Here is a 24,692-nt window from a genome sequence, read left to right on the forward strand (position 1 = left end):
CGCTGCCGCCGGCTGGCGGTGAGCCGTTCGCGCACCGCCGCGACCGTGTCCCGCGCCGTGTGCGGCCCGCGCCGATGAGCGTTGCCGAGCCCGGCCCCGTCCCGACCGGTCAGCGGAGGCTGATCGAGTCGAGGGCGGCCTGCGCCTCGGCGGTCAGGTTCTCCGGCAGCGGGGCGCTCTTGACGGCCTCCGACGAGGCCTGCTGGCCCTCCTCGCTGACCACGTAGTGCCCGAACGCCTTGGCCAGCTCGAGGACCTCCGGATCCGCGTAGCTGCTGCAGTAGATGTGGTAGGAGACCAGGACCACCGGGTAGGCCCCGGGCACGTCCGGCTCGCGGTCCAGCTCGAGGGCGATGTCGTGCGGTCCGGTGCCCTCCACGCGGGAGGCCTCGCCGACCGCGGCGCCGGCCGCCTCGCCGGACACGGCCACGTACTCGGAGCCGACCTCCACCCTGGCCTTGCCGAGGGACTCGTCCACGAGCGAGTCGTCCGCGTAGGTCACGGCGCCCTCGGTCTCCGCCGTGAGGCTCACCACCCCGGCGTTGCCCTGGGAACGCTCGGTGGGCAGCTCCGACGGCCAGCTGCCGTCCTCCTCGTCCGTCCACACCTCGGGGACCACCGAGTGCAGGTAGTCGGTGAAGTTCTCGGTCGTCCCCGAGTCGTCCGCGCGGGCGATGGGGGTGATGGGCAGGTCGGGCAGCTCCACGCCCTCGTTCTGGGCGGCGATCGCCGGGTCGTCCCACCGGGTGATCTCGTGCCGGAAGATGCGCGCGATGGTCGCGGCGTCGAGGTTCAGCTCCTGGATGCCGGGGAGGTTGAAGGCGATGCTGATCGGGGAGATGTAGACGGGGATGTTCAGGGCGCCGCCGGGACCGCAGAACTCGCGGACCTCGGCCTGCTCCTCCTCGTCCAGGTACGCGTCCGAGCCGGCGAAGTCCGTGCCGCCGCCCACGAGAGCGCTGCGCCCGGCCCCGGAGCCCGCGGAGAGGTACTGCACCTGGGCGTCCGGGTGCCTCGACTCGAAGCCGCTGCGCCAGGTCAGCATGGCGGCGTTCTGCGCCGAGGACCCCACGCCGGTCAGGATCCCGGACAGGTCCGAGCCGCCCTCCTCCGCCGCCCGGCGCTGCTCCTCGCCGAGCGGATAGTCGGAGCCGCACCCCGTCAGCGCCGTCAGGGCCAGGACCAGGGCCGGTGCCGCGCCGGTCCGCAGCGCCCGGGCGGGCCTGGTCCGGCGGGGCGGTCGCGAAGCGTTGAGCATGGAAGGGTCTCCTCGGAAGCGGTCAGGGTGCGGCGTCAGGGAGGCGGCGCACCCGCAGGCGTGCGGGTCCGGGCGCCCAGCCTACCGCCACCGGCGCGGAGGGCCGGTCTAGGGTGAGCCCATGGAAAAGCTCTCCTCCTCCTGGCGCTGGGTGTCCAGCAACTTCTGGTTCGTGCCCGCCGTGTGCGTGCTCATCGCCGTCGTGCTGGCCCAGTCCGTCGTGGCCCTGGACCGGTGGCTGCCCGAGGGCCTGGACTCCCCGTGGATCGCCTGGGTCTACGCCGTCGGCATCGACGGGTCCCGGGCGATGCTCGCCGCGATCGGCGGATCGATGCTCGGCGTGGCCGCGACCGCCTTCTCCATCACGATCTCGGTGATCGCCACGGCCAGCTCCACGTACGGCCCGCGGCTGGTGCGCAACTTCATGGCGGACCGCTGGAACCAGCTGGTGCTGGGCGTGCTCGTCTCCACCTTCATCTACTCCCTGCTGGTCCTGCGCACCATCCGTTCGGCCTCCGACGACCTCGCCCAGCCGTTCGTCCCCCATCTGGCGGTCAACCTCGCGGTGCTGATAGCGGTCGCGGACGTGGCGCTGGTCGTCTACTTCATCCACCACATCGCGGACTCCGTGCAGGTGGACACCCTCGTCCGCGGCGCCCGCCGACGGCTGCTGGGCGTGATCGAGCGGTGGCACCCGGAGGAGGTGCCGGAGGAGCTCGTCCGGACGGTGCGGCACCGCGACGGCGGGGGCGGGATCACGGCGGGCGCCGACGGCTACGTCGCCGACGTCGACTTCGAGCGGCTGCGCGACCACGCAGGGTCCGGTGACGTCGAGATCGAGCTCGTCCCGCGCGTGGGCGACCACGTCCTGGCCTCGGAACCCCTGTTCCGGGTGTGGCCCGAGCACCGCGCCGAGGAGCTCCGGGACCGGCTGCGGCGCTGCGTCCGGCTGAGCGACTCGCGCTCGGCCGACGAGGACGTGCGCTTCGCGGAGCAGCAGGTGGTGGAGCTCGCCGTGCGCGCCCTGTCCCCGAGCACCAACGACCCCTACACCGCGGTCAACGCCATCGAGGAGGTCGCGTCCGGTCTCGTCCGGGCCGTCTCGCGCCCGCTGCCCGGCAACACGGTCGTGATGGACGGCGTGCACCGGCTGCGGTACGGGACGGTGGGGATCGACGAGCTCGTCGACATGCCGTTCGACCAGATCCGCCCGCACGCCACCGGGCACGTGAGCGTCCTGCTCGCCCTCGTGGACCTCGCCGCGCGCCTGGAGGAGGCGAGCATCCACCCGTCCGTGCAGCGGCAGGTGCGCGAGCACGTCGAGGTGCTGCTCGACCAGTTCCGGGACAGCGCGCCGCACCCCCGGGACCTCGCCCGGGTGGAGCAGCACGTCAGGGTGCGCTCGGCCGGCTGAGCGCGTCCGCTACCGGCGCCGGAGCCGCGGGACGCGGCGCAGCAGGACGCCCACGGCCACGGCGGTCGCGGCCAGCAGGGCGGCGCCGATCCCGGCCGACAGGTGCACGCCGGCCTCGAAGGCGGCGACGGCCGAGGCCAGCAGCTCTCCGGACGCGTCCGGGCCGAGGGCCGCGGCGACCACGACCGCCCCGCCGAGGGTCTCGGACGCGGTGGCGGCCTGCTCCGGGTCCAGTCCGGGCGGCAGGACCGTGCGGCGGGCGTAGGTCGCGGTCACGGCTGTGCCCAGGACGGCCACGCCGAGCGCGGCGCCCAGCTCGTAGGCGGTCTCCGAGATCGCCGAGGCGGCGCCGGCCTGCTCGAGCGGCACCTCGGTGAGGACGAGGTCCCCCGCGATCGTCTGGGCGGCGCCCGAGCCCAGCCCGACGACCACGAGGGCGACCACGAGCACGAGCCCGCCGGAGAGGTCGCCGAGCAGGACGAGCAGGAAGCCCGAGGCCATGACGAGCAGCCCGCCGCCGAGCACGAGCGCCGGCGGCACGAAGCCGACCACGTGCACCACCAGCAGCCCCGAGGCGATCGTGACGGCGGCGCCCGGCAGGAGGGCCAGACCCGCCTGCAGGGGCGGCATGCCCTCCACGAGCTGCAGGTGCTGGGAGACGAAGAACAGGAAGCCGATGAAGGTGGTCGAGGCCACCAGGTTGTTGAGCAGTCCGCCGGCGAACGGGGCGTGGCGGAACAACCGCAGGTCCAGCATCGGCACCGGGCTGCGCAGCTGACGGCGCACGAACAGCGCCCCGGCGGCCGCGGCCGCCACCGCGGCGGCCAGCACGCCGGCGGAGGGCCCGTGCGCGCCGAGATCCTTGATCCCGTGCACCAGGGCCACCATGGCCACCACGATCAGCGCGGCGCTGGGCACGTCCACCGGACCCGGCGCGGGGTTGCGGGACTCGGGCACCAGCACGGGCGCCAGGACCAGCAGCGGCAGCAGCACGGGGACCGCCAGCAGGAACACGGACCCCCACCAGAGGTGCTGGAGCAGGAACCCGCCGACGACCGGCCCCAGGACCCCGCCCGCCGAGAAGCCCGTGGCCCACACCGCGATGGCCGTCCGCCGCTGCGTGGCGTCGTGGAACATGTTGCGCAGCAGGGACAGGGTGGCGGGCATCAGCATCGACCCGAAGAGGCCCAGCGCCGCCCGCGCGGCGACGAGCACCTCCCCGCTCGGGGCGAACGCGGCCACCGCGGACACGGCCGCGAAGCCCGTGCTGCCCACCAGCAGCAGCCGGCGGCGGCCCACCCGGTCCCCGAGGGCGCCCATGGGCACGAGCAGCCCGGCGAGCACCAGCGGATAGGCGTCCACCATCCACAGCAGCTGGGCTCCGGTGGGGCGCAGCTGCCGGGAGATCTCCGGCAGGGCGAAGTTCAGCACCGTGTTGTCCACGGAGATCAGCAGCACCGGCAGCATCAGGACCACGAGCGCGGCCCACTCACGGGCGCCGGCGCGGGCCGGGGCGTCGGGTGCCGGGGACAGCATGGCGGGACGGAGCTCCTTCGGGACGGGGTGCGGGGCCCATCCTTCCAGAGCCGGCGCCGGCCCGTTCCGGACGGAGGGGTCCGCGCCGCACTAGACTGCTCGGGACGGCCCGCCGGGCGAGCCCGCCCGGCACGTAGCGGCAAGCACGCAGCGGAAAGATTGAGGTCCCCGATGGTCGAGCCGGTCCCCACGAGCGCGATGTCCGACGCCGCCCCCGGCGTCTCCGAGCAGTACGAGGCGGCCCGGGACCGTGTCCTGGAGCTGCGGGAGGACTACAACCGGGCCCGCGAGGAGTTCCGCTGGCCGCGGATGGAGCACTTCAACTACGCCCTGGACTGGTTCGACCACGTGGCCCGGGACCCGCGGCGCGGGGCCCGGGACGCGCTGTGGATCGTCGAGGAGGACGGCACGGAGCTGCGCCGGACCTTCCGCGAGCTCGCCGAGTCCTCGTCCCGCACCGCGAACTGGCTGCGGGGCCTCGGGGTGCGGCGCGGCGACCGGGTCCTGCTCATGCTCGGCAACCAGCTCGAGCTGTGGGAGGTCCAGCTCGCCGGCATGAAGCTGGGCGCGCCCCTGATCCCCACCGCCGTCATGATGCCGCCCGCGGACCTGCAGGACCGGGTGCAGCGGGGGAGGGTCTCGTGGGTCGTCACGGACACGACCAACGCGCCGAAGTTCGCGGGCGTCGAGGGGGACTACCAGCTCGTCGTCGTCGGGGCGGGGGCCGGAGCGGTGCGCGAGCAGCTGCCCGGCCGTCCCGTGCACGCCTACGCCGAGGCCGCGGACGCGGACCCCGTGCTCGTGCCGGAGGGCGTCACCCGCTCCCGGGACCCCCTGCTGCTGTACTTCACCTCCGGCACCACGTCCCAGGCCAAGCTCGTGGAGCACACCCACTACTCGTACTCCTTCGGGCACCTGTCCACGGTCTACTGGATGGGCCTGCGCCCCGGGGACGTCCACCTGAACATCGCCTCGCCCGGCTGGGGCAAGCACTCGTGGTCCAACTTCTTCGCCCCGTGGATCGCGGAGGCCACCGTGTTCATCCACAACCAGGCCCGCTTCGACGCGGTGGGCCTCATGGAGCAGATGGGCCGCGCCGGGGTCACGAGCTTCTGCGCCCCGCCGACCGTGTGGCGGATGCTCATCCAGGCCGACCTGCACCGCGTGCAGGACCCGCCGACGTCCGCCGTCTCCGCCGGGGAGCCGCTCAACCCCGAGGTGATCCGCCGGGTCCGGGACGCGTGGGGCGTGACGATCCGGGACGGCTACGGCCAGACGGAGACCACGCTGCAGATCGCCAACACCCCGGGGCAGCCGGTGGTCCCGGGAGCCATGGGGCGGCCCCTGCCCGGCTTCGTCGTCGAGCTCTTCGACCCGCAGACCGGTGCGCCCGCCGAGGAGGGGGAGATCTGCCTGAAGGTCGACGACGACCCGCCCGGGATCATGGCGGGCTACATCGACGAGCCCGAGCGCACCGCCGAGGTGGTCCAGGACGGCTGGTACCACACCCGCGACATCGCCCGCCGGGACGAGCACGGCGTCTACACGTACGTGGGGCGCACCGACGACGTCTTCAAGGCCTCCGACTACCGGATCTCACCCTTCGAGCTGGAGTCCGTGCTCATCGAGCACCCGGCGGTGGCCGAGGCCGCCGTGGTCCCGGCCCCGGACCCGGTCCGGCACGCGGTGCCGAAGGCCTACCTGGTGCTCGCCGCCGGCGCCGAGCCCACCCGGGAGCTCGCGGGGGAGATCCTGCGCTTCGCCCGGGAGAACCTGGCGCCCTACAAGCGGGTGCGCCGGGTGGAGTTCACCGATCTGCCGAAGACGATCTCGGGCAAGATCCGCCGGGTGGTGCTGCGGGAGCGCGAGGAGGCGGCGGACCGCACCGGCGCCGCGGCGCCCGCGGACGGCGGCTACGGCGTCGAGTACACGGAGGCGGACTTCCCCGGGCTGCGCGGCTGACGTCCCGCCGCCGGGCGCGGCGCACCGGCCGGTGCGCGGCACCCGGAATGTGACGTCACGCACATCCCGGGCCGTGCGCCCAACGGGGGACGTCCGGCGTGCGGGGTGTCCCCACTTCGTGCCACGCGGGCCGCCGCGCAATACCGCCCGGTAGGGAAAAGGCGCCGCCGAACCCCTCGCTGACCAGCACCAATGGATGAATTCCGATGGATGTCCCCCGAGGCGAATGTGACTTCACGCGCCGTGACAGGTCCCGGAAACCCTGCCACCATGGTGGCAATTGGTTCACCCGATGGGGCAGAACCAACTGATCCGCCGGGGGGCGGATCGACAGCGGTTCATCGGGGGATGGGCCGCGTGCACGACGGCATCGGGGGGTGCCCGTGCAACCGGTTCATCGGGGGGTGAACCGAATGGGAGCACCGCTGGGGGGCGGTACTCCCGCCAGGCGAGTCTCTGCTCGCCACCGGCCGTCAGGCCGGTCGATGCGCCCGTTGCGGGGGCCATCCGCTCGGCGGATGGGCAGCGGGCGCATCGCTCTGTCCGGGCCCGCCGCCACGGCAGGTCCCCGCCTCCGGTCGGGCGGCGTCGGGGGGCCCTGGAAGACTGGGGCCATGACGACTTCCCCGGCCCACGACACCGCCGCCCACGACACCGCGCCGGACCCGGCGCTGCACGAGGACGCCCTCGGGCTGCTGCGCGCGCTCACCGGCCGGCCGGACGCCGCGTTCCACCCGGGGCAGTTCGAGGCCGTCGAGGCCCTCGTGGGACGCGGCCGGCGGGCCCTGGTGGTGCAGCGGACCGGATGGGGCAAGTCCGCGGTCTACTTCCTCTCCGCCCTGCTCCTGCGGGCCCGGGGGCGCGGGCCCACCCTGATCGTCTCCCCGCTGCTGGCCCTCATGCGGGACCAGGTCTCCGCCGCCGCCCGCGCCGGCGTGCGGGCGGCCGCCATCAACTCCGCCAACGCCACCGAGTGGGGGCAGATCGCCGCGCAGCTGGAGGCCGACGAGCTCGACGTCCTGCTGGTCTCCCCGGAGCGGCTCAACAACCCGGTGTTCCGGGAGCAGCAGCTGCCGCAGCTGGTGGCTCGGCTCGGGCTGCTCGTGGTGGACGAGGCCCACTGCATCTCCGACTGGGGCCACGACTTCCGTCCCGACTACCGGCGCATCCGCGACCTCATCGCCCGGCTCCCGGAGCAGGTCCCCGTCCTGGCCACGACCGCCACCGCGAACGAGCGAGTGGTCGCCGACGTCGAGGAGCAGCTGGGCGTGCGGCCCGGCGGCAGCAGCACGGGCGAGGTCTTCACGCTGCGCGGCCCGCTCTCCCGGGCGTCCCTGCGCCTCGGCGTGCTGGAGCTTCCCTCGGCCACGGCGCGGCTGGCCTGGCTGCTCGAGCACGTCGGGTCCCTCCCGGGCAGCGGGATCATCTACGCGATGACCGTCGGCGCCGCCGAGGACACCGCCCAGGCGCTCGCCGGCGCCGGCATCCCGGTGCGCGCCTACACGGGGCGCACCGACCAGGGCGAGCGCGAGGAGCTCGAGGCCGCCCTCAAGGAGAACCGGGTCAAGGCCCTCGTGGCCACCTCCGCGCTCGGCATGGGCTTCGACAAGCCGGACCTCGGCTTCGTGGTGCACCTGGGCGCGCCGTCCTCGCCCGTGGCCTACTACCAGCAGGTGGGCCGTGCGGGTCGCGCCACGGACAACGCGGACGTCCTGCTGCTGCCGGGCACCGAGGACCGGCGGATCTGGGAGTACTTCGCCACCGCGTCGATGCCCACCGAGCAGAAGGCCACCGCCGTGCTGGCCGAGCTGGCGGCCGCGGGCGGGCCCCTGTCGGTGGCCGTGCTGGAGTCCCGCGTGGACGTCCGGCGCAGCCCGCTCGAGCTGCTCCTGAAGGTCCTCGCCGTCGAGGGCGCGGTGGAGCGCGTGCAGGGCGGGTGGCGGGCCACGGGGACGCCGTGGCACTACGACGCCGAGCGCTACGGGCGGATCGCCGCGGCGCGGGTGGCCGAGCAGAACGCCATGCTGGAGTACGAGCGCACCACCGGGTGCCGGATGGAGTTCCTCGCCCGGCAGCTCGACGACCCCACGGCCGAGCCCTGCGGGCGCTGCGACGGCTGCGCCGGTCCCTGGTACCCCACGACCGTCGACGAGTCCGCCACCGACTCCGCCGGGGCCGCCCTGACCCGGGTGGGCGTCGTGCTGGAGCCGCGCGCCCAGTGGCCCACCGGGATGCCGCGCCTCGGGGTCGACGTCAAGGGACGCATCCCGGAGGAGGAGCGCTGCGCCGAGGGCCGGGCGCTCGCCCGGCTCACGGACCTGGGCTGGGGCAACCGGCTGCGCGAGGTGTTCCGCACCGACGAGCAGGGCGCGCCGGTCGACGGAGCGGTGGACCCCGCCCTCGGCCGGGCCTGCGTCCAGGTGCTCGCCGAGTGGGGCTGGGCGGACCGGCCCGCCGCGGTCGTCTCCGTCCCGTCCCGCTCCCGGCCCCGGCTCGTGCGGTCCCTGGCGCAGGGCATGGCCGAGGTCGGGCACCTGCCCTATCTCGGGGAGCTCGACGTCCCCGAGGGCTTCCCGTCCGGGGGGCACGGCGGCAACAGCGCGTACCGCCTCGCGGCCCTGTGGGAGAAGTTCGGGGTGTCCCCCGAGCTCGCGGAGGGGCTGGACCGGCTCGGCGGGCGGCCCGTGCTGCTCGTCGACGACCTCGTGGACAGCCGCTGGACGCTCGCCGTGGCCGCCCGTGCCCTGCGCCGGGCCGGCGCCGGGCCCGTGCTGCCGTTCGTCCTGGCCGCCCAGGGCTGAGGCGCGGACCGCGCCCGGGCAGGACCCCCGGCGCGGTCTTGTACGCTGTCCTGCGTGTCCTCTGCTCCCACGCCGCTCGTCGACGTCATCATCCCGGTGCACACCACCGCACGACCCGTCGACCGGGCCGTCGGCTCCGTGCTGGCGGGCGGGCTGCCGGTCGGCGGACGCGGCGGGGTGCACATCACGGTGGTCTGCCACAACGTGCGGGCCGCGCTGATCCGCGACCGGCTCCCGGTGCAGCACCGGCCGCTCGTCGAGCTGCTGGAGTGCTTCGACGGCACCGCCAACCCGGCCGCGCCCCGCAACCTGGCCCTGGAGCGCTCCCGCGCCCGGTACGTGTCCTTCGTGGACAGCGACGACACCCTCGCTCCGGGGGCGCTGGCGGCCTGGACGGCGATCGCCGAGCGCCACGGCTCGGCGGCGGTGCTGCCTCGGCTGCTCCGGGGCGGCGGCGGCGTGCTCCGCACCCCCGTGCCGCGCCCCTTCCGCCGGGCGGACCTCGACCCCGTCAAGGACCGGCTGGCCTACCGCACCACCAGCCTGGGGCTGCTCCGCCGGGAGGTCCTGGCCGCCCGCGGCCTGCGCTTCCAGGGACAGTACGCCACCGGGGAGGACCTGGGGCTCACCGCCCGCGCCTGGTTCGGGGGCGGACGCATCGACCTCGCGCCGCGGCGGGCGTACTACGTGGTGCACGACGACGCCGACGGGCGGATCACCACCGGGGAACGGCCCCTCGCCGAGGACCTCGCGGCGTTCACCGACCTGCTCGGCGGCACCTGGTACGCCGGGCTGGCGGCGGCGCAGCGCACGGCCATCGCCGTCAAGGTGCTGCGGGTCCAGCTGCTCGGCGCCGTGCACGCCCGGGCGGCGCAGGCGTGGACCGGCGACGACACCGAGACGTGCCGGGCGCTGCTCCGGCTGCTGGACCGGGTGGGCGGACCGGCGCTCGAGGTCCTCCCGCGGGCCGACCGGGACCTGCTCGACCTCGTGGTCCGGCCGGGAGCCACCGCCGAGCAGGTGCTCGAGGCCTCCGCGCGACGGCGCTGCTTCGGCCGTCCCGGCACGCTGCTCCCGCGCGACCCCCGGTGGGCCCTGCACCGGGAGGCGCCCCTGCGGTTCATGGCCGCGTCCCTGCTGGTGTGACCGGACGGTGACACCGTTCGGTGGAACAATGGGGCCCAGCCAGTCGCCCGACCCCCCGCCCGACGAGAGAACTCCATGAGCCGACTCCTCCCCGCCGACCCTTCCCCCGGGGTCGTGAGCCGCACCGCGCCCCCGGTGGGCACGGCCCCGCCCGCCCACCGCTTCCGCCCCGAGGTCCAGGGGCTGCGGACCGTGGCCGTCCTCCTGGTCGCCGTCTACCACGTGTGGATCGGCGGGGTCTCGGGCGGGGTGGACGTCTTCCTGTTCATCTCCGCGTTCCTCATGACGCTCTCCTTCGTCCGGCGGATCGAGTCCGGCCGCGGGCCGCAGCTGGGCCGCTACTGGGCCAGGACCTTCTCCCGGCTGCTGCCCCCCGTCGTCGTCACGGTCCTGGGCACCCTCGTGGCGGTGCGCCTGCTGTTCCCGCCCGACCGCTGGTACGCCGCGATCGAGGAGGCGGCGGCCACGGTGCTGTACGTCCAGAACTGGCTGCTCGCCTTCAACGCGGTGGACTACTACGCCGCGGACACGTCCGGGGCCAGCCCGTTCCAGCACTTCTGGTCCCTGTCCGTGCAGGGCCAGGTGTTCCTGCTCTGGCCGCTGCTGCTGGCCCTGTGCGGGCTGCTCGCCCGGCGCACCGGGTGGTCCGTCGCCAGGGTGGCCACCGGCGTGTTCGGCGCCGTCTTCCTCGCCTCCTTCGCCTTCTCCGTGGTCTCCACGCACAACGAGCAGGCCTTCGCCTACTTCGACACCCGTGCCCGGCTGTGGGAGTTCGCCCTCGGCTCGCTGCTGGCCCTGGCCGTGCTGCGGGGCGTCACCCTCCCGGGCGCGCTGCGCCTCCTGCTGGGCTGGACCGGGCTCGTGGCGATCGCCGTGTGCGGGCTCGTGCTCGACGTCCAGGGCTCCTTCCCGGGCTGGGCGGCCCTGTGGCCGCTGACCGGGGCCGCCCTGGTGATCCTGGCCGGGCACACCGGCGACCCGCGCGGGGCGGACGCCCTGCTCAGCCGCCGGCCCCTGCTGGTCCTGGGCGAGGCCTCCTACGCCGTCTACCTGGTGCACTGGCCCGTGCTCGTGACCTACCTGGTGGTCACCGACCGCGCCAAGGCCACGCCGCTGCACGGACTGCTCATCCTGGTGGGGAGCATCGTCCTGGGCGTGCTGGTGCACCGGCTCGTCGAGCGGCCCCTGCGGCCCCGCGGGGGACCCCGCGCGAGCCTGCACCAGCTCGGGCTCGTGGTGCTGTGCGTGGCGCTCGTGCTGGTCCCCGTCGCCGGGGCACGGGCGGTCCTGGACCGGCAGGCGCAGGAGGCCGCGGAGCGGGCCGCCGTCGAGAACCCGGGAGCCACCGTGCTGACCGGGGACCTCTCCTGGGAGCGGGACCCGGACGTGCCCACGATCCCGGACCCGTTGGTGCGCGAGGGGCAGTGGTCGGCCCTGCCGGAGTCCTGCGACGCCGCGACGGAGGACTGGTTCGACGGCTACAAGGTGGCCTGCTCGACCCTGCCGGTCGACCCGGACGCCGAGGTCGACGCCATGGTGATCGGCAACTCCCACGCCGAGCAGTGGCTGCCGGCGGTCGAGGCCGTGGCCCAGGACCGCGGCTGGAACCTGCGCTCGATCGTCCGGGGCGCCTGCCGGTACCAGCCCGTGGAGACCACGGACAACACCGAGTGCCAGGAGCTGATCGGGCTCACGGACCGGTACCTCGAGGAGCAGGACATCGACGTCGTGTTCACCACGTCCACGGTCACCGCCGACGAGGGGCCGGGCGAGCAGATCGCCCCCGGCTTCGAGCAGGTCCTCGAGGACCTCGGCTCGCGGGGCATCACGGTGGTCGGGATCCGGGACAACCCGCGGTTCCCCTTCAACATGGTCACCTGCATCGACCAGCACGGCCCGGACGCCGAGCGCTGCAATCCGCCGCGGGCGCAGAAACTCGCCCCGCAGAACCCGGCCGAGGCACTGATGGCGCGGCACGAGAACTTCGTCAGCATCGACATGAGCGACTGGATCTGCCCCGACGGCACGTGCCCGTCCCGGATCGGCAACCGCTGGGTCTACATGGACGACAACCACATGCCCCGCGACTACGTGGTCTCGATGGTCCCGGCCTTCACGGAGCAGTTCGACCGGCGGGTCCAGCAGGGGGCCGGGCGGCTGCCCTCGGAGTGAGCGTGCGCGGGAGGCCGGCTCAGCGGCGCAGCCGGGCGCGCACGGCGCGCACGGCCGGCCGCAGGTCCCGCAGGCTGAGCCCGGCCCAGACCGCGAGGAACACGGCGGTCGCCCCGAGCGCCGGCAGCACCCGGAAGTCCGGGCCCAGCACCTGCAGGGCGGCCAGGACCATCGCGTAGCCGGCCACGATCCGCAGCAGCACCGTGCCCCACGCCATCCGGTCGAGGCGCCAGACCACCAGCAGCGGCAGGACCGAGCTCAGCAGCGAGCCCACGAGGTAGCCGACGGCGGAGGCCATGATGCCCAGCTCCGGGCCCAGCAGGAGCATCGTGAGCACCCCCAGCCCCAGACCGAGGCCGTTGGCGGCCGCCAGCACCTTGATCCCCCAGGGCTCGGTGCCGTTGAGCCGGGCGTTCGCGGCGTTGAAGCTCGTGGCGGAGACCGCGAAGAACAGGACCACCAGGAGGGGCTCCGCCTCCTGGTACTCCTGGCCGAAGATCAGCAGCACGGGCTCGGCCCAGAGGATGCCCACCCCGAACACCGGGAGGAACACGGTGACCATGGTCCGCAGGATGACGTCCACCTGCCCCGTGAGCCCCGCCGTGTCACCGGCCGAGAACATCCGGGCCACGCTGGGGGACAGGGCCGTGAGCATCGCCCCGGAGAGCATGCTGGCGGGGGTGGCCAGCGCCACCGCGGAGGCGTACAGGCCGACCTCGGCCTTCGTGGCGAAGCCGTCGCCGATCACCAGGGACAGCTGCATCAGGCCGGTCGCCGCGACGATGTGGGCCGACCCCCAGGCGGTGAAGACCAGGATCGCCCGGCGCCGCGCCGGGTCGAGGCGGGCCCCGGTGCGGCGGGGCCAGGACGGCAGCGCGTAGACCGTGTAGCCGGTGATCAGGGGCAGCAGCAGCGCCCAGTGCCAGCCGGCGAGCAGGACCAGCAGCAGCAGGGTGAGGGTGAGGAACGAGCTGATGGTGTCCCACGCCGTCGTCGTCACGAACTGGTTGTTGCCCGTGCGGACCCCGCGCACGAAGTTGTAGGCCGACAGGGCGAGCACCAGCAGGCCCGCCGAGACCGCGTAGCCCCAGGAGAGCTCGAGCACGAACGCGGCGTAGAGCACCGCCGAGACGGACAGCAGCGCCATCCCCGCCGCCGCGCTGGTCGCGGCGAAGGAGGCCGTGGCCGCCTGTCCCTCCGGGTCCTGGCGGCCGCGGGCCATCGCGATGAACTTCGAGGCGGCCGTGCCCGAGGCCTGGGGCCACAGCAGGACGAGGAACAGGGCCAGCGAGATCGTCAGGTTGACCTCGCCCAGGGTCTCCTGGCCCAGCAGGCGCCCCACCAGGACGCTGTAGCCGAAGCGGGACAGGCCCTGGACGAACACGGCCACCACGGTCAGCGCGAACGCCGACCCCAGGGGGTTGTCGGTGTTCGCGTGGTTGGGCGGCGGGAAGAGGATCGAGCGCAGCCGGGACATCAGGCGGCCGACCCGGGGGAGGGGCTGGTCATCGGGCCCGAGTCTACCCGCGCCCCCGGCGCCCTCCCGGCACCTCCCCGGGTGCGGCCCCGCCGATAGGCTGGTGCCATGACCGCCGCCCCCGCCCCGTCCAGCATCCCGTCCGGCAGCCCCTCCGGCACCTCCCTGCGCACCGCCGCGTGCGCCGCGCCCGGCGACGCCTCCGGCCGCCCCGGCGCGGGGAGGGGCTGAGCGCCGTGCGCGTGCTCGTCGTCAGCACCTGGTACCCGTCGGCGGAGCGGCCCGGCGAGACGCCGTTCGTCCCCCGGCACGTGCGCGCCGCCGCCCGCCACCACGACGTCCGGGTGCTGCACGTGCGGCTGCTGCGCACCGGGCCAGCCGTCCGGGAGCAGTGGGACGGGGTGCCGGTGCTCCGGCTCCCGTTCCACCCCCTGCACCCGGCCACCGTGCTGCGGGCGTGGGCCGCGGTCCGCCGCCACCTGGCCGGCGCCGACGTCCTGCACACCATGCCCTTCTCGGCCGCGCTCGTCTGCCTTCCCTTCGCGGGACGCCGCCCGTGGGTGCACACGGAGCACTGGAACGGCGTGCTCACCCCCGAGCAGAACGGGCCCGTGTGGCGGCGCCTCGCCGGGCTCCGCCGGATCCTGCGCGTCCCGGACCGCGTCACCGGCGTGAGCACCATGATGTGCGAGGTGCTGCGCCGCTTCGCGCCGGCGGAGCGGGTCGAGCGGATCGGCAACGTGGTCGACCACGCCGAGCACGTCACGGCCCCGCCGCGGGCGCGCACCCTCGAGCTCGTCGCGGTCGGCGCCCTGCGCGGCATCAAGGACCCCCTCCTGGCGGTCGACACCGTGGCCTGGCTGCACGACGCCGGCCACGACGTGCGCCTCACCTGGTGCGGCTCCGGCGGGCTCGAGCAGGACGTCCGGGACCGCGCGCGGGCCCGGGGGATCGGGGACCGCGTGCGGCTGCTGGGCAGCGTCGGCCCGGACGAGGTGCAGCGGCGCCTGGCCGCCGCCGACGTGTTCCTGCTGCCCAGCCGCTCGGAGACCTTCTGCGTGGCGGCGGCCGAGGCCCTCGCCGCGGGGCGGCCGGTGGTCATGGGCGCCCTCGGCGGGCAGCGGGACTTCGTCCACCCGGGCAACGGGCGGCTCGTGGCCGAGCGCACCCCCGAGGCCTTCGGCCGGGCCGTGCTGGACGTCGTGGCGGACCCGGACCTGCTCGGCCCGGAGGCCATGGCGGAGGAGATCCGCTCCGTCTACGGCTCCGAGCGGGTCGCGGCGGACCTGGACCGGCTCTACCGCGGCACGGTCGCCGGGCGGCGCGGACGCCGCAGGCTTTGACCCCGTGCCCGGTCCTCGCTTAAGCTGGCCCGTGTTGTCCACCCGCGCGGTGGGCCACGGATGGAGACGTGCCAGAGCGGCCGAATGGACTTCACTGCTAATGAAGGGTCGGGGTTGAACCCGACCGGGGGTTCAAATCCCCCCGTCTCCGCGCTCGTGATGTCCCAGGACATCGGAAACACCCCGGACCCGCGGTCCGGGGTGTTTCGCGTTCCGGGGTCACCGCGCGGCGTCCTGCCCGTGCCAGGTCTCGAGGTGGTGCGCGTGCGTCGGGAGGTAGGCGCCGGGCCGGTAGTGCGTGTCGTAGAACTCGGTGTCGAGGTGCACGGCCTGGACGTAGCCCGTGAGCACCATGGTCGTGAAGGTGTTCGGGAACCTGCCGCAGGTGTCGAGGACGTACTGGGCGACCTGGCCCAGGCAGTCGACGAACTCCTCGGAGTAGGGCGTGACGCCGCGCTTGACCGCCTCGGAGTCGGCCCAGGCTCCCGGGGTGCTGGGGTCGTAGGCGCCCTCCGGCCCGAACTTGCGCGCCACGAAGATCTCCACCGCCTCGCGCATGTCCGACACGTACGGCGGGCACAGGCCCTCGAACCGGCCGTCGAGCCCGACAGGGTTGGGCAGGCCCCCTCGGGGGTCCTCCACGAAGCGGAAACCGAGCCCGGCGATCCCTCGCTCGCCGAACGCGCCCAGCACGCTCCACCGGTTGAGCCCGTTGAAGTACAGGCCCCCGAGCCCCATGGCCTGCAGCGTGAGCACGATGTTGTGGCCCATGAAGGCGAGCTCCGCGACGTTGGCCTCGTAGGCCATCTGCTGCAGCACCGTCAGCGGGACGCGCTTGTCCTCCTGGAGGAGGCCGCTGCGGATGAAGGGAGCCGGGTCACCGGCCGGGCGGCCGGCCACGTCGTCCACGAGCACGTTGCCGTTCGCCAGGGCCATGGCCATGAGGCCGAGCACCTGCTCACTGGCGTCGCCCACCGGCATGAACAGGGTCGAGCCGGGGGCGTTCGCCATCCAGGTGTTCGGCTCCAGCATGTGCGGCGGGGCCGCGGGGAGGTCGAGGCGGCGGTCCGACAGCTGCACCGTGTGGGCCCGGACCACGCCGGCCATGGCCTCCAGGGCCTCGTCGCGGGTTCCACCGGCCGGTCGCGGGTGGTCGGGGAGCAGGTCACGGGTGTTCGTGAGGTAGGTCCCCGAGTCGTCGGTGGTGAACAGCACCGGCGTCCCGATGCCCGCGGCGGTCGGCGCCGTGCGGCCCGTGAACCGCTGCGTGTAGTGGGCGTGCTCCTCGGGGCGGTCGGGGCCGAAGGGCACCCCGAAGGACCAGCCGGTGACCCCGGTCCCGGCGGCCACGAGGATCGCGCGCTCGCGCTCCGACAGGCCCAGCGGCTCGGACCCGGAACGGTGGGCGAGCGGACCGGACGGGATCTCCATGCCCAGCCCGAAACGTCGGGCACGGCGTCCGGCGAGGGCGTCGAGCAGCGGGAAGTCGGTCAGTCCGTCCGGCATGGGTGCCTCCCGCCCGGCGCACGGCGAGCGCGCCGTTCACCTCGACCGTACGCCTGGTCGTCCGGCCGGTCCAGGGCACCGCGGCGGCCGGACGGCACGTGCCCCGGAGGCCGCCGGAGCGGCCGCGCCGCGTCATCCGCCCGCACCCCTCGCACCCCCGCCCGGTGGCGTCCTAGGCTGGCGGTCAGAGCCGTCGACGGAGCCGCCGACGGAGCCGCCGGCGTCCGAGCCCAGGGGGAACACCATGTCCGAGCAGCAGCACCGCGCCGTCCCCGCCTGGCGGGCCGGGACCACGGACCGCTCCGTCCTCGAGCAGGCCGTCGACGCCGTGACGGTGCGCCGGGTCTTCGGCGAGGCCTACGAGGTGGGCGGCAGCACGGTCGTCCCCGTCGCCCGCGTCCGGGGCTGGGGCGGCGGTGGCGGTGGCTCCGGCGAGGAGAAGGACAGCTCGGGCAGCGGCTCGGGGGTGGGCTACGGCGTGCGCGCCGAGCCCGCCGGGGTCTACGTGGTCCGGGGGGACGGCGTCACGTGGCGGCCCGCCGTCCACGCGGAGCGGATCGCCCTCACGCTGGGCCTGGCGCTGTGCGGCGCGATCACGGTGGTGGGCTGGGCCGCCGTCACCCGCCGCTCCTGAGAGGATGGGGCCATGTCGTTCCTGCTCCGTGTCCTCGTCAACGCGCTCGCCATCTGGGTGGCCGCCTGGATCCTGCCCGGGATGGGCATCGCCGCGGACCCCTCCGTCGTCTCGGCCGTCGGGGGCGAGACCGCTGCGTCGGTCCTGGCCTACCTGTTCGTCGGCCTGGTCTTCGGCGTCGTGAACGCGGTCGTGCGGCCCGTGCTGAGCATCCTGTCCCTGCCGATCACGTGCCTGACGCTGGGGCTGTTCGCCATCGTGGTCAACGCGGCGATGCTGTGGCTGACGTCCTGGCTGAGCTCGTTCACGCCGCTGCGGCTCGAGCTCGACTCCTTCCTCTGGACGGCGGTGCTCGCCACCCTGATCATCGGGGTGGTCTCCCTCCTGATGGGCTGGCTCGTCCCCGAGCGCGAGAAGCGCTGACCCGCGCCGGGGCTCAGCCCCGGTGCAGCGCCGTCCACAGGAACTCGTGGGAGAGCGCGTGCAGGCGGGCCGCCTGCTTGTTGTCGCCCGCGCCCGCGTGCCCGCCGTCGGTGGCCTCGTAGAACCACACGTCCTCGTAGCCCATCCCGAGCATCCGCGCCGCCGCCTTGCGCGCCTGGACGGGCCCCACGCGGTCGTCGCTCGTGGCCGTCCAGAACAGGACGGGCGGGTAGTCCCGCCCCTCCTCCAGCAGGTGGTACGGCGAGAAGGTGCGCACGGACTCCCACTGCTCGGGATCGTCCGGGTCGCCGTACTCCGCGATCCAGGAGTAGCCGGCCGAGAGCTTCGTGTACCGGCGCATGTCCAGCAGGGGCACCCCGCAGGAGACCGCCCCGAACAGCTCGGGGTGCCCGGTGAGCATGTTCCCCACGAGCAGTCCGCCGTTGGAGCCGCCCGAGCACGCGAGCGTCTCCCGCCTGCACACCCCGCGGGCCTGCAGGTCCGCCGCGACGGCCGCGAAGTCCTCGTACGCCCGGTGCCGGTTCCCCTGCAGGGCGGCACGGTGCCACGCCGGGCCGTACTCCCCGCCGCCGCGGATGTTGGCGAGCACGTAGACGCCGGAGCGCCCGGCGTCGTCGGTGCGGGTCAGCCAGGACCGGCCGAGGGCCCCGGAGTAGGCGGGGGTCCGGGAGACCTCGAAGCCCCCGTAGCCGGAGAGCAGAGTCGGGTTGCCCCCGTCGAGGACCGGGTCCGAGGGGCCCACCTGGAAGTAGGGAACCCGGGTGCCGTCCGCGGAGACCGCGAAGTGCTGCTCGACCGAGAGCCCGGCCGCGTCGAAGAACGCCGGTGCGGTCCGCGCCGTGCGCGGCGGCGCCCCCGCCCCGCCGCCGGCCGGGAGGGTCCCGCGGGACACGGTGGTGGGGGTGAGGAAGCCCGTGGCCACGAGCCAGTAGTCGTTGCCCGCCTCCGGGTCCTCGTCGTCGACGGCGTAGGCGTCCACGCTGTGCAGCGCCGGCGCCCCGGGCAGCTCGGTCGAGGTCCACGGGCCCGGCTCGGCGACCCGCACCACCGAGGAGACGTCCTGCAGCAGGCCGAGGATCAGCCGGTCGGCCGTCCAGGACCAGGACTGCAGGGAGGTGCGCTCGTCCGGGACGAAGACGGCGGCCACGGACCGGTCCCCGGCCAGGAACGCCTCGAGCTCCGCCGCCAGCAGCGATCCGGCCGGGTGCACGGTCCCGTCCAGCTCGAGCTCCTCCTGCGGGCGCAGCAGCAGCCACTGCCGGTGCAGGTCCACCGTCACCGAGTCGGGGACGTCGACGTGCACGGGCCCGCCGTCCCGCAGCAGGTAGGTGCGGGAGGAGAAGAAGTCCACCACGTCCACGGCCACGTCCCGGACGAAGCCCGGGGTGTGGTCGCGCACGAGCACCGCCTGGACGTGGTCCTCGGCCACCTCGAACGCCTGCCGGGCCTCGGCCAGGTCCTGTCCGCGGCGCAGGACGCGGACCGTGCGGGGATAGGAGGACGTGGTCATCGACCCGGGGCCGAAGTCGGTGCCCACGTGCAGGGTGTCGGCGTCCACCCACGTCACGGAGGACTTCGCCGTGGGGACGTCGAAGCCGCCGGGCACGAACCGGCGCTCCTCGAGGTCGAACTCGCGCACCCGCTTCGCGTCGCCGCCGTCGGGGGAGAGGCTCAGGAGCGCCCGCCGGTGCTGCCCGCCGGTGTACTGCGGGCGCAGCAGCCGGGCCCCGCCCCAGACCCAGTCGACGCCCTCCTCGGCGGCCAGCGCGTCGACGTCGAGCAGGACCTCCCACCGGGTGTCCTCGCCGAGCCAGGACTCCCACGTGGTGCGGCGGAAGACGCCGCGCGGGTGCTCGGCGTCGCGCCAGAAGTTGTAGTAGTGCGGCCCGTGCTTGGAGACCATGGGGATCCGCTCGGTCGAGTCCATGACCGCGAGCACGTCGGCCTCGAGGCGCCGCAGCCGCGGGCTCTCGAGCGCCGCCAGGGTGCGCGCGTTCTGCTCCGCGACCCACTCCAGGGGCGCGGCCCCCGTGATCTCCTCGAGCCACAGGTTCTCGTCGTGCGGCTGCTCGGCGGTCGGGCGGGCGGCGGTCTGCGCGGTCTCGGTCATGACCGCCATCGTAGGCGCAGGCCCGTGCCCGTGGCCCACCGCGCGGGTCGATACCCTGAGAGTCATGAGCGCAACGGGCAGGGCAGGCAGCGAACGGCGGGTCACGGTGATCGGGGCGGGCCCCCGCGGGCTGTCGGTGGTGGAGCGGCTCGCGGCGCGCGCGGCGGCCTCGGGCACCCGGGTCCGCGTCGACGTCGTGGACCCCTTCCCGCCCGGCCCGGGGCACGTGTGGCGGACGAACCAGTCCCCGCTGTACCTCATGAACACGCCCTCGGTGTACCCCACGGTGATCGCCGACGACGGCGTGCTGCCCGTGGACCCGCTCGAGCCGCTGCGGAACATGAGCTTCGAGCACTGGCGCCTCGCCGCCGTGTCCGGGGAGATCGCCGTGGACCCCGACGACGCCGCGCACCTCACCCGGATGACGCCGCAGTCCTACCCCTCCCGGCGGATGTACGGCGTCTACCTCGCCTGGATCTTCCGCGCCCTGCAGGACGCGCTCCCGGGCCCGGTCCAGCTGACCGTGCACCGGGCGGAGGCCGTGGGCGTGCACGTGCGCGAGCACGCGCGGCACCGCTACGACGTGGAGATCAGCGGCGGGCAGAACCTGCCGGCCGACGCCGTGGTGCTCGCCCTCGGCCACCTCGACGCCGATCTGCGCCCGGACCAGCAGGAGCTGGTGGACGGCGCCGCGGAGTTCGGACTGACCTACTGGCCGCCGGCCGTGCCCGCCGACGTGCACTGGGACGACCTGCCGGCCGGGGAGACGGTCCTGGTGCGCGGGATGGGGCTGAACTTCTGCGACGTCCTGGCCCAGGTGACCGAGGGCCGCGGCGGGATCTACACCCAGGAGGGGGAGCGCTACGTCTACCACCCGTCCGGGCGGGAGCCCGTGATCGTGGCCGGCTCCCGGCGCGGCGCCCCGTACCGCTCCAAGGCGGTGCTCGAGGGCTACTACGCGTCCTCCCTGGTCACCCGGTTCTTCACGCTCGATGCCGTGCGGGCGCTCGCGGCGCGCACGGAGGGACCGCTGTCCTTCGAGACGGACCTCTATCCGCTGATCCGCAAGGACGCCCAGTGGAACTACTACACCGTCCTGGCGCGGACCGCCCCGGACGCCTTCGAGACCGACCCGCGGCAGTTCCTGGCGCGCTTCGACGCCGTGCTCGGCACCGGGGACGACCACCCCGAGGGGCCGTGGACGTCCCGGGCCGAACGGCTCATCGCGTCCGCCGTGGTCCCGGGCCGGCAGCTCAACGCCATCCGGCTCGCCCGCCCCTTCGAGGGGCTCAGCTTCGCCTCCCACGACGAGTACGCGGCGGCCGTGGTGCACCACCTGGACCGGGACGTGCACGGTGCCCTGGCCGGTGAGGACGACCCGCTGCAGATGGCGGTCGCCTCCCTCAACGCCGCCCGGACCGTGCTCAAGGCCGTGCTCGCGGACATCGGGATCGGCGACGCCTCCTGGACCGACGAGCTGCGACGCGCGTTCGAGCCGTTCGTGGAGGGCCTCGCCTCCGGGCCGCCGGTGCTGCGGACCCAGCAGCTGGCGGCGCTGGCGCGGGCCGGCGTGGTGCGCTTCCTCGGCCCGGACCCGCAGTTCCGGGTGGACGAGGAGGAGGGCCGGTTCGTGGCGAGCTCCCCCTGGGTCAAGGACGAGCCCTTCCGCGCCGAGCACCTCGTGGAGGCCATGTCCCCGCCCAACGACGTGCGGCGCAACATCTCCCCGCTGCTGTCCGCGATGCACCGGGAGGGCCTGGTGCGGGTCCGGGCGATGGAGACCCGGGACGGCGTGGCGACCGTGCCCGGCACCGGGCTGGACGTCACCCGACCTCCGCACCGGGCCGTGCGCGTCGACGGCGGCGTGGAGCCCGGCGTGCTGGTGCTGGGCCTGCAGCTCTCGGCCGTCCAGTGGGGCGTGTCGATCGCCGCGGAGGCCGGCGCGTCCGCGGAGCTGGGCGCCCGGACCCTGGCGGACGCCGACCGCATCGCCGAGGCGGTGCTGGACGCGCACCCCGCCGCGGCCTGATCGGCGGTCCCGGGCCGGGACGCGCGGAGGCCCCCGCCGGCGGGTGCGGCGGGGGCCTCGTGCGGGGCGGAAGGTAAGGGATTTGAACCCTTGGTACGGGGTCACCGCACACCGGTTTTCAAGACCGGCTCCTTAGGCCGCTCGGACAACCTTCCCCGTGCCCGGCCGGCCCCGGACGGGGGCGGCGGAGCGCGCAGCCCATTCTTCCACGGCGCCCGGAACGCCGCCAAAGCCCGGGTAGGGTGAGCGCGTGGACGCACCCGAGAGCCCCGCCCGCGGGACGACGACGATCGTGTGGTTCCGGGACGATCTGCGCGTCACGGACCACCCCGCCCTCGACGCCGCGTGCCGGCGGGGCTCGGTCCTGGCCCTCTACGTCCTGGACGAGGCCTCCGAGGGGGTCCGGCCCCTCGGCGCGGCCGCGAGGTGGTGGCTGGACGGGTCGCTGCGGTCCCTGCGGGAGTCCCTCCGCGAGCTGGGCATCCCCCTCGTGCTGCGCCGCGGCCCGGCGGAGCACGTGCTCCCCGAGGTCCTCGGGCGCACGGGAGCCGGCGGGATCACCTGGAACCGCCGCTACGGCGGGCCCGAGCTCGCCGTGGACGCCGGGGTCAAGCAGTGGTGCGCCGAGCACGGGGTGGAGGCGCACTCGTTCCAGGCCGCGCTGCTGCACGAGCCGTGGACCCTGCGCACCGGGGCCGGGGGCCCGTACAAGGTGTTCACCCCGTTCTGGAAGGCCCTCCGGACCCTGGAGATCCGGCAGCCCCTGCCCGCCCCCGGCGCGGGCCGGGGCGCGGACGCGGAGGCCGTGTCCGCCGCCGGCCCCGAGGACCAGGACGACTGGGGCCTGCAGCCGTCCCCCGAGCGCGCGGCCGGCCTGGACGCGGCGTGGACCCCCGGGGAGGCCACCGCGTGGGAGCGGCTGGACGACTTCCTGGACCGTGTCGAGGACTACGCCGAGGGCCACGACCGGCCTGACCGGGACGGCACGAGCCGGCTCTCCCCGCACCTGCGGTGGGGCGAGATCAGCCCCTTCGCGGTGTGGGACGCGGCCGTCCGGCACCGCGCCGAGCAGGGGAGCAGCCCGGGACTGGAGCGGTTCCTGGCCGAGCTGGGCTGGCGGGAGTTCAACTGGCACCTGCTCCACCAGGTGCCGGACCTGCACGTGCGCCACGTCCGCCCGGCCTTCGACGCGTTCCCGTGGCGGGACCCGGCGGAGGCCGCCGCCGACGTCCGCGCCTGGCAGGAGGGACGCACCGGCTTCCCGCTCGTGGACGCGGGCATGCGGCAGCTGCGGGCCACGGGCTGGATGCACAACCGGGTCCGGATGGTCGCCGGATCCCTGCTCACCAAGAACCTGCTGGTCGACTGGCGGGCCGGGGAGCAGTGGTTCTGGGAGACGCTCGTGGACGCCGAGCCCGCGTGCGGGCCGGGGAACTGGCAGTGGGTCGCCGGCTCCGGCGCGGACGCGAGCCCGTTCTTCCGCATCTTCAACCCGCTGACCCAGGGCCGGAAGTTCGACCCCGAGGCCCGCTACATCCGCCGCTGGGTCCCCGAGCTGGCCGGCGACGAGGGCGTGGACCCGCACGAGCCCGGCCTGCTCGGCCCCTCGGTCGGTTACCCCGCGCCGGTCGTGGACCTGCCGGCCAGCCGCGGCCGGGCCCTGGACGCCTACGCCTCGATCCGCTGAGCACCTCGGTCCGCTGAGCACCGGGGGCCGCCGAGGACTTTGATCGGCTGAGCACCTGGATCCGCCGAGCGCCGCGGGCCGCTGTTCGCCACGGGCCGACGCCGGGTGACCGGACCCCGCCCCGGGACACAATGGGAGCGCACGTCGACCCCGACCGGAAGGCCCCACCATGCGCGCAGTGCTCGAGACCACCCCCGGCGGACCGGAGGTCCTGGCCGTCACCGAGGTCCCCGCCCCGGAGCTCACGCCCGACGGCGTGCGGATCCGGGTCCGCGCCGCCGGGATCAACCGGGCCGACGTCATGCAGCGGCAGGGCAGGTACCCGGTCCCGCCCGGCGCCTCGGACGTCTTCGGCCTCGAGGTCTCGGGCACGGTGCAGGAGCTCGGTCCCGCGGTGCCGGCCGGAGCCGGTTTCTCGCCCGGGGACGAGGTCGTGGCCCTGCTGGACTCCGGCGGCTACGCCGAGGAGGTCGTGGTCCCGGCCGGCCAGGTCCTGCCCGCGCCCGCCGGGGTGGACCTGGTGGCCGCCGCCGGGCTGCCGGAGGTGTGCGCCACGGTGTTCTCCAACGTCTTCATGGCCGCCGCCGCCCGCGAGGGCGAGACGGTCCTGGTGCACGGGGGCACGGGCGGCATCGGCACCAACGCCGTCCAGATGTGCCGGGCGCTCGGGCTGCGGGTGCTGACCACGGTCGGCGGTCCGGAGAAGGCCGGCGCCGCACGGCGGCTCGGCGCGGAGACGATCGACTACCGGCAGGAGGACTTCGTCGAGCGCGTGCGGGAGCTCACGGACGGACGCGGCGCCGACATCGTGCTCGACGTCGTGGGCGGGTCCTACCTCGGGCGCAACCTGGACGCGCTGGCCACCAGCGGGCGGATCGTGGTCATCGCCACCCAGGGCGGGCGGACGGGGGAGCTGGACCTCGGCAAGCTCATGGCCAAGCGTGCCGCCGTGATCGGCACCACGCTGCGCCCGCGGCCCGTCGCGGAGAAGACCCGGATCATGGCCGCCGTGCACGAGCACGTGTGGCCGCACGTCGAGTCCGGGGCCGTCCGCCCGGTCGTCGACCGCACCTTCCCCCTGGCCGAGGTCGCGCAGGCCCACGAGTACTTCGACTCCGGCACGCACATCGGCAAGGTCCTGCTCGTGCCGTGAGCGGACCGGCGGGCCCGCGC

General features: G+C 74.7%; 17 protein-coding genes and 2 tRNA genes. 13 read left to right on the forward strand and 6 right to left on the reverse strand.

The annotated features are described in order from the left end of the window. Nucleotides 1–109: 109 nt before the first annotated feature. Nucleotides 110–1,258 carry a phosphate ABC transporter substrate-binding protein PstS gene (gene pstS, locus AVL61_RS16020; RefSeq protein WP_058875308.1) on the reverse strand — a complete coding sequence of 383 codons (1,149 nt, stop codon included), beginning with the start codon at nt 1,256–1,258 and terminating at the stop codon, nt 110–112. 121 nt (nt 1,259–1,379) lie between these two features. Here pstS and AVL61_RS16025 point away from each other — a divergent pair, with 121 nt between their 5' ends. After that, nucleotides 1,380–2,672: a DUF2254 domain-containing protein gene (locus tag AVL61_RS16025; protein WP_058875309.1), complete on the forward strand. Its 1,293-nt coding sequence runs from the start codon at nt 1,380–1,382 to the stop codon at nt 2,670–2,672. 9 nt (nt 2,673–2,681) lie between these two features. Here the strand turns inward: AVL61_RS16025 and AVL61_RS16030 are convergent, their stop codons facing one another. Continuing rightward, nucleotides 2,682–4,208, reverse strand: coding sequence for an MFS transporter (locus AVL61_RS16030; protein ID WP_058875310.1), 1,527 nt, complete (start codon nt 4,206–4,208; stop codon nt 2,682–2,684). 171 nt (nt 4,209–4,379) lie between these two features. On the opposite strand from AVL61_RS16030, the gene AVL61_RS16035 reads away from it, so the two are divergent. The 4 genes from AVL61_RS16035 to AVL61_RS16050 all read left to right on the forward strand — a co-directional run bounded on the left by AVL61_RS16035 (nt 4,380) and on the right by AVL61_RS16050 (nt 12,289). After that, complete coding sequence (locus tag AVL61_RS16035; RefSeq protein ID WP_058875311.1) at nt 4,380–6,170, forward strand: AMP-binding protein; 1,791 nt, start codon at nt 4,380–4,382, stop codon at nt 6,168–6,170. A 614-nt stretch (nt 6,171–6,784) separates the two neighbouring features. Then, on the forward strand, nt 6,785–8,971 hold the full coding sequence (locus AVL61_RS16040) for a RecQ family ATP-dependent DNA helicase (RefSeq protein ID WP_058875312.1): 2,187 nt from the start codon (nt 6,785–6,787) through the stop codon (nt 8,969–8,971). 54 nt (nt 8,972–9,025) lie between these two features. Further along, the gene (locus tag AVL61_RS18640; protein ID WP_082697235.1) at nt 9,026–10,117 is read left to right on the forward strand and encodes a glycosyltransferase family 2 protein; all 1,092 of its coding nucleotides are present in this window, start codon (nt 9,026–9,028) and stop codon (nt 10,115–10,117) included. 75 nt (nt 10,118–10,192) lie between these two features. Next, a complete protein-coding gene (locus tag AVL61_RS16050; RefSeq protein ID WP_082697236.1) occupies nt 10,193–12,289 on the forward strand; it encodes an acyltransferase family protein in 2,097 nt (698 codons plus the stop codon). 19 nt (nt 12,290–12,308) lie between these two features. Here AVL61_RS16050 and AVL61_RS16055 read toward each other — a convergent pair whose 3' ends face one another. Continuing rightward, nucleotides 12,309–13,766, reverse strand: coding sequence for a lipopolysaccharide biosynthesis protein (locus AVL61_RS16055; RefSeq protein WP_058875315.1), 1,458 nt, complete (start codon nt 13,764–13,766; stop codon nt 12,309–12,311). 108 nt (nt 13,767–13,874) lie between these two features. Between AVL61_RS16055 and AVL61_RS18645 the strand changes: the two genes are divergently transcribed. The 3 genes from AVL61_RS18645 (at nt 13,875) to AVL61_RS16065 (ending at nt 15,260) form a co-directional block, all read left to right on the forward strand. After that, nucleotides 13,875–13,997 (forward strand): hypothetical protein, encoded by a 123-nt coding sequence (locus tag AVL61_RS18645; protein ID WP_269433324.1) that lies wholly within the window; start codon nt 13,875–13,877, stop codon nt 13,995–13,997. A 5-nt stretch (nt 13,998–14,002) separates the two neighbouring features. Beyond that, nucleotides 14,003–15,109 carry a glycosyltransferase gene (locus tag AVL61_RS16060; protein WP_058875316.1) on the forward strand — a complete coding sequence of 369 codons (1,107 nt, stop codon included), beginning with the start codon at nt 14,003–14,005 and terminating at the stop codon, nt 15,107–15,109. A 62-nt stretch (nt 15,110–15,171) separates the two neighbouring features. Beyond that, nucleotides 15,172–15,260 (forward strand) — tRNA-Ser (locus AVL61_RS16065). Nucleotides 15,261–15,328: 68 nt separating this feature from the next. Here the strand turns inward: AVL61_RS16065 and AVL61_RS16070 are convergent. Continuing rightward, complete coding sequence (locus tag AVL61_RS16070) at nt 15,329–16,615, reverse strand: hypothetical protein (protein ID WP_058875317.1); 1,287 nt, start codon at nt 16,613–16,615, stop codon at nt 15,329–15,331. Nucleotides 16,616–16,859: 244 nt separating this feature from the next. Between AVL61_RS16070 and AVL61_RS18290 the strand changes: the two genes are divergently transcribed. Together AVL61_RS18290 and AVL61_RS16080 are read left to right on the forward strand one after the other, a co-directional pair. After that, the gene (locus tag AVL61_RS18290) at nt 16,860–17,249 is read left to right on the forward strand and encodes a spore germination protein GerW family protein (protein WP_197412739.1); all 390 of its coding nucleotides are present in this window, start codon (nt 16,860–16,862) and stop codon (nt 17,247–17,249) included. A gap of 12 nt (nt 17,250–17,261) precedes the next feature. Further along, a complete protein-coding gene (locus AVL61_RS16080; protein ID WP_058875318.1) occupies nt 17,262–17,672 on the forward strand; it encodes a phage holin family protein in 411 nt (136 codons plus the stop codon). A gap of 13 nt (nt 17,673–17,685) precedes the next feature. On the opposite strand, the gene AVL61_RS16085 is transcribed toward AVL61_RS16080, so the two are convergent. Beyond that, nucleotides 17,686–19,803: a prolyl oligopeptidase family serine peptidase gene (locus AVL61_RS16085; protein ID WP_058875319.1), complete on the reverse strand. Its 2,118-nt coding sequence runs from the start codon at nt 19,801–19,803 to the stop codon at nt 17,686–17,688. 64 nt (nt 19,804–19,867) lie between these two features. Here AVL61_RS16085 and AVL61_RS16090 point away from each other — a divergent pair, with 64 nt between their 5' ends. After that, on the forward strand, nt 19,868–21,832 hold the full coding sequence (locus tag AVL61_RS16090; protein ID WP_058875320.1) for an FAD/NAD(P)-binding protein: 1,965 nt from the start codon (nt 19,868–19,870) through the stop codon (nt 21,830–21,832). A 67-nt stretch (nt 21,833–21,899) separates the two neighbouring features. On the opposite strand, the gene AVL61_RS16095 is transcribed toward AVL61_RS16090, so the two are convergent. After that, nucleotides 21,900–21,987, reverse strand: a tRNA-Ser gene (locus AVL61_RS16095). 95 nt (nt 21,988–22,082) lie between these two features. Here AVL61_RS16095 and AVL61_RS16100 point away from each other — a divergent pair. After that, entirely contained in the window at nt 22,083–23,519 is a 1,437-nt protein-coding gene (locus AVL61_RS16100; RefSeq protein ID WP_197412740.1) for a cryptochrome/photolyase family protein, read from the forward strand. 169 nt (nt 23,520–23,688) lie between these two features. After that, nucleotides 23,689–24,672: an NAD(P)H-quinone oxidoreductase gene (locus AVL61_RS16105; protein ID WP_058875321.1), complete on the forward strand. Its 984-nt coding sequence runs from the start codon at nt 23,689–23,691 to the stop codon at nt 24,670–24,672. The last annotated feature ends 20 nt before the right edge of the window (nt 24,673–24,692 follow it).

Source organism: Kocuria rosea subsp. polaris (genome assembly GCF_001483755.1).
GTDB lineage: Bacteria > Actinomycetota > Actinomycetes > Actinomycetales > Micrococcaceae > Kocuria > Kocuria cellulosilytica.